The 5658-nt window shown below is 44.7% G+C and carries 3 protein-coding genes and 3 pseudogenes; 1 reads left to right on the top strand and 5 read right to left on the bottom strand.

Annotated features, from left to right (window positions below):
- Positions 1-283: 283 nt before the first annotated feature.
- Positions 284-764, top strand: a pseudogene (locus AC1DUA_RS23950) (SDR family oxidoreductase); the annotation flags it as partial.
- A gap of 205 nt (positions 765-969) precedes the next feature.
- Here the strand turns inward: AC1DUA_RS23950 and AC1DUA_RS23945 are convergent.
- From AC1DUA_RS23945 to AC1DUA_RS23925, 5 genes and pseudogenes are all read right to left on the bottom strand, one after another.
- Positions 970-1424 (bottom strand): annotated as a pseudogene (locus tag AC1DUA_RS23945) (transposase); the annotation flags it as partial.
- 589 nt (positions 1425-2013) lie between these two features.
- Positions 2014-2512: pseudogene (locus tag AC1DUA_RS23940) on the bottom strand (transposase); the annotation flags it as partial.
- A gap of 217 nt (positions 2513-2729) precedes the next feature.
- Complete coding sequence (locus AC1DUA_RS23935; protein ID WP_477502150.1) at positions 2730-3833, bottom strand: Ger(x)C family spore germination protein; 1104 nt, start codon at positions 3831-3833, stop codon at positions 2730-2732.
- Positions 3826-4731 (bottom strand): hypothetical protein, encoded by a 906-nt coding sequence (locus AC1DUA_RS23930; RefSeq protein WP_477502149.1) that lies wholly within the window; start codon positions 4729-4731, stop codon positions 3826-3828. The genes AC1DUA_RS23935 and AC1DUA_RS23930 overlap by 8 nt, the downstream gene beginning before the upstream one ends.
- Before the next feature lie 99 nt (positions 4732-4830).
- Positions 4831-5658: spore germination protein (locus AC1DUA_RS23925; RefSeq protein WP_477502148.1), on the bottom strand; the 828-nt coding region annotated here is incomplete at its 5' end.

The following is a 5658-nucleotide window of genomic DNA, read 5'->3' as shown; positions in this document are numbered from 1 at the left end:
TTCCTATGATGGTCGAAATTAAAGGAAAATATTCAAACCCTTCTTCTTTGAATTATAAAGGAATGAATTGAGCCTAATATATGGCCATCCGCATCCAGCGATTGCAAAACTAAAGCAAACAACAGTTCGGCGTTAGAACGCAGCGATATCTTTTCAATGTTGAAAACCTCTGATAAGAACGGTTCCAGTCATACTTTTTAGAGACTGCTGGAGCCACTTTGGATCGGGACACTGGAATGTATCTTCACCTTATGCTTTCCAAACATCAGGGGGAACTTGTCCAACTGCTGATTATGGAAGTGACGAGTTCCATAAAGTAGTTAGTATTAACCTTAATGGTGTATTCTATGGATTAATATATGTTCTAGAGGTAATGAAAAAACAAGGTTTTGGAGCTATTGTGAATACAGCCTCTGTTGGTGGTATCCGAGGTGTGGGTAATCAGTCGGGTTACGCAGCAAGTAAGCATGGAGTTGTAGGATTAACAAGAAATTCTGGTATTGAATATGGACAATACGGTATAAGCATCAAAGCGATTGCACCAGGTGCCATCATGACACCTATGGTTGAAGCCTCGTTGAAACAAATAGGCGTTGATAATTGGGAAGAAACCGGAAAAGAGTTTGTAAGTGTAAACCCAATGAAACGTTTTGGAAAACCAGAAGAAGTGGCTCACTTAGTTGATTTCTTATTGTCAGATGATGCTGGATTTATCAATGCCAGTAGTTATTCCGATCGATGGCGGACAATCCTATAAATATTAAATGAATAACGTTTATAATTAATGCATGATTTGCATTTAGTTATCATAATGCTTTGAGCCTGCATGTCTGATTAAGAATCGGATTTATCCTCAAACCATTTAGGCGTATTAGAGAGCGCTGCAAAAGCCGTAAATTAAAAAAGTGAATAAGAAATGAAAAAAGCAGCTCGTCACTCAACGTCAAAAAGTAGACTAACGAACATTTTTCCGCTTTTTTTGCTGCCTTGAACCGCTTTGCGAAGGCTATGTTCGCCAGCGGGACAAACCACAAAGTCTGCATCTTTGTTGTACCCAAAACCTTCTTGGCGTTCGCATCCCTCGTGGACGACAGGGTTCAGAGGGAAAATAGGTAATATGGTTTCCTTTTTCACTTCAGCTAAATTATCTTTAATTGAATAGGCTGTATCTGCGATGATCTCCTTAACTTCAACGCCGTTTGATATGGATTGTGCCAAAAGAACAGTCAACTGCTTACCGTCATCACTTGTTCCTGGCGTAACTTCCACAGCTGTAATGACTCGGTCATGGCTAGGTGTTCTTTGTATCCAAAAAATGACTTAGAGCTTGCTTCCGAATCAATCGGCGAGCGAATACCTTTGTTGGCGAGCAGACGCTCATCTTTCACAATCTGTTTTGCAATATGTAATTTCTCGCTAACAGCAGACGAAACAGCAGTTCCGGTTCGTTAGCCGGTCTGCTGTAATGCATACAGTAGGATGCTCTCACTAAGTCGTAACAAACCCAGTACCTCTGCGTTACTGGGTCAATTCGTTTTGCAGCGCTCTCTATTAGCTCGGTTTTTTTGCTTTCTGATAGCTTTCCATTATCAGAGCGTAACTGATTCTTCCTTACCTAGCCATTACGTACTTGGGATTAATCATAACCCTTTCATAATTGACTCCCTGCCATTTGACACCATTGTCGCCACTGACTCTTTTTTAGGTTGGAAATTGGATTGGAGCTTCCGAGCGCCCCCTATATATCGTTCTCACGAATATCGGATTAATGCTGACCCTTCTCATCATTTCCATATACTGCACGCTATCTCCACGCCGCCCCTGGAGGTTTTCACTCCCACCCATGTCTCAACGGCTCTATACCCTCTCGTTCATAGTTCGCTAAGGGGTGGAGGCCGGTCTTGCTATCGTTACGGGTCTTTGCCCTTTGGTTCAATACATCCGGTACCCCGTGCTTTCTTTTAAAATCCCGCGAATAAGCCAAAATTCGTACGACGAAACGTTCGATATTACTTAAGCTGCTAACTGAAGTGGCATTGTTTTATGAGGATTGTAGTCTTCGTTGCTGCGGGCCATTCCAACGAGTATTCGAGCTAACTTACCGCAAAGTTTCATTAGAGACCTCATTTTCTTCATCTTTTTCACCTGTAAATTGTACGCATGCATAGCTTTGAATTCCGGATTGTTGCCCACCAAACTCATGGTCATCATGAAGAAACCGCGGAGACGAGATCGTCCGCGTTTACTAATTTTCATCTGCCCGGTCCATTTACCTGAACTTGCTTCTGCAAGGTTGAGGCCAGCATGCCAAAGCAATGCATTGCCCTGTACAAAACCGCTTAAATCCCCCTGCCTCACCAAGAATACCAGCTAGTGAAACGGCGCTAATCCCTTTTGCAGCAAGTATTGATTTAGCAAAAGAAATGCGGTCTAAAACGGCAATGATCTCCGTCTCTACTATTTTCAGCTGTTGGCAAGCAAGGTCAAATTCAGCGAGAAGTTGCTTCAAATGATGGGAATTTAAGGGCTATGACTCGTTACATACTCCCATCGTACTGAGGCGTTCTTTTTTTTGCAAAGCCCAAAATTAACGCTCTACAGGAATGCAATCGTTTCCCGTAACAAAACCCTGCCGCACGGCGTCCTTGCTTGGTGATGAGCTGTTGATCCCCATAGTTAAATACCCTTTTCGTCCGTTTATTTTTAAGTCAGGCATAAGTAGTTCCGGGTTACTTCAAGAACCCTTCGGATCGTAGCTGTACCCGGACATCCGCGTCAAATTTCAGTTGCGGGTATAGAGCCTGCCACGTCTCCCAATCACCTTTCGTATTCCAATGATACGAGAGATAGTGAAGACCGAATCCAAGCGGATCCAGCCCCGCCTTCTGCATTTTTCCGAGTAGCCTCACCAATTTTAATTGTATTTCTTGTGCTTCTTCTGACGCGTAGGCAGACGCATCAGCCGAGACGGTTACACTTTCGTTTCCGGCTTCCTCAACGATACCGCTTAGGCGAACATCGTACCTGATCTCAGGAGGATATGTTTTCTCCTTCAGACTATACCGTACCTTCGCATCGCGAAACATGGTGACCACTTGTTCTTTCTCATCCTGCCCATGGAGCTCGTAATGGAACATCCTCGGCTTTTTAGTGATTAACCTAAAAAGGCTCACCTCCTCCGGTTTGAGTTCGAGCTTCATCCCCTGTTTATCAAAAAGTGCTAGCCGTTCCGCAGCGATCTTGTCTCCTTGATGCTCTAGGATCGGCAAATATGGGTCAGCGCCCCGTTCGTAGAAGCGTGCGTAAAACTTCGACATAGGTACAGCTTCAAGATACATCGATTCTCCTAGTGTTTTAGTAAACATGTCGTTGAAGAAACTGCCGACCGGTTTCTCCGATTTCCTCTGGACCTTCAGTAGATCATTTGCATTCGGGCGGGCTACTGCCATCCAGGAGATAAATTGCATCCCAGGCTTGCGTATGACGTAGTCGAGCACCGACTCCGCGTTTTTCCTAGCGATATCCTCCCCGATGGCGATTATTTTCACCTGTGAGAAGTCAAGAAACTTTTCACTCTTGGCTTGAAGGGCCTCTACGGCATATGCGATCGAGTTCGCCTCCTGGTCAAGGATGAAAAAATCATTAATCCCTTTGCTTGCTTCCTCTACCGGTGCGATGACCTTGAGCGACACACGATATCGCGCGTTTTTTCCTGCATCGACCCCAAACCCTACGACGAAGTTTCGTTTGTCAATGTCTATACCTTTGCAACCCGACATAAAAAACAAGCTACTAATAACAATAACCAGGAACACCAACGGTAGCCTACTCATGGATATAACTCTTTTTCTGAGCGGAGTAAATGAGAAGAGCGACCAAGCACATGTTCCCTATCAAACGACTGATTAGATAATATTGGCTTATTAGAACCCATGAAATAATATCCGCCACATATATGAATCCGAAAGACACAGCAGCGAACACTGCTAGAAACAGCCATTCCGCTTTCCTCGACCTGTTTATATACATGGATTTTGCGAATTCGAACGCAATATGCCAACTGCTGATAACACCGAAAAACGTAAATATCATGAGTAGGACCAAGTACAAATAGACAGTTCTTTCAACCACGAACCACTCCATCCTAACCGAATCCACTACCGAGAACCAAATGAAATTCAAATGCTCCAATGCCTCCATGCCAAAAAATCCGATAGGAACGAAATAACCCACCAGGAGCATGAACACGCCCGAAACCGTGGTTATTAGTAGAATACGCGTGAATCTGAATCGACCATTAGACGCCTTCCAACCGATGTCTTTTTGATACCACGTTAAGGAGGTAAACCCAGAAAACAGGACAGCGGCGGCCGAAATCCCCCCCCAGGTCGGTAGCGTCCGCACATAGGTAACCGCATGACCTATCGCATCCCAGGACAATTGGTTATCACTAATCGTTTTAACAAAAATAGTAGTTGAGAACGTAAGGATCAGCAAAAATAAGATTTCCAAGACAAATAGAATCGTAACCGACTCCTGTCGGACAGCATATAAAACGAGCACGACGATTAAACCTGTTATCACATACTGAGAGTCGGAAAGCACCTGACTAAGGATGATCAACTTGGCAAACATAAATCCCCAAAGCAAGCCCAGAGCATATTCTGAAACAATTAAATACCAGTAATATCCCGATGACTGCTCCGATAATAAGCGCGGCAGGGGCTCCATGGAACCGATCAGCGATCAGTACTGTTGTTACAAAGCTCGAGAAGTGCAGAAACTGCGGACCGAGAAGAAGATAGTACAAATAGCGTCTAGATAGCAAGGTCATCCACCTTGTCTTTCATGGATTTTATCTCGGTAGAACATTCGGAAATAGGGTTGTCCTAAACTTCGGAGCGAGGCGAGATAAACAATTAACCCAAGTACCCCAACAATCAATCCAACAAGCCCGAAAAGCGCGGTTAACAGCACTAGCGGATACCGTAAAACCCGGACCGCGAATGCCATCAGGTTAACCGGGATGACAAAACTAGAAATGGACACGGCGGCTGTTATGATAATCATAATATCCGACGCAAAACCAGCTTTGGATACGGCCTCACCGAGTATCAAGCCACCCACGGTGGTGGCGGTCTGCCCGATTGTTTTAGGCAGCCGGATGGATGCTTCTACCAGAAACTCCCCCATCAGCATCATAAACATTACTTCAATAATGGCCGGATACGGGACCATCGATCGGCTCCCCACAAGGTGGAGAGCAAACTGAAACCGAAGAATCTCCGGGGCGTATTGAACTACCAGGACGTAGAAAGACGGCAGCAGCGTGGTTATGGCTAAAGCTATATAGCGCAGGGAGGACATGAATTTGGTCACAAGCGATAGTCCGTTCAAATCGTCCATCGTAACCAAGAAATCAAAAAAGACAGCCGGTGCCATTAAAGCAAACGGGTTTCCCTCTAACAGGATCACCACTTTTCCATCCTGGACGTTCTTCAGAACGCGGTCTACTCGTTCGGTTATCATGTAAAGCGGGAACAAGCTCCACTTGGTCTTACTGAGCTTCTGGTGCAGTTGTCCGATATCGGTTACGATGTCGAGTTTCACTTCGTCCAAGCGCTTGTTCATTTCTTGAAGAAAGTATGGATTAACAAT

The sequence above is a fragment of the Paenibacillus sp. 01T422 genome (assembly GCF_056398785.1).
The sequence above is the reverse complement of the archived record's forward strand: the minus strand, read 5'-3'. Positions and strand labels throughout refer to the sequence as shown.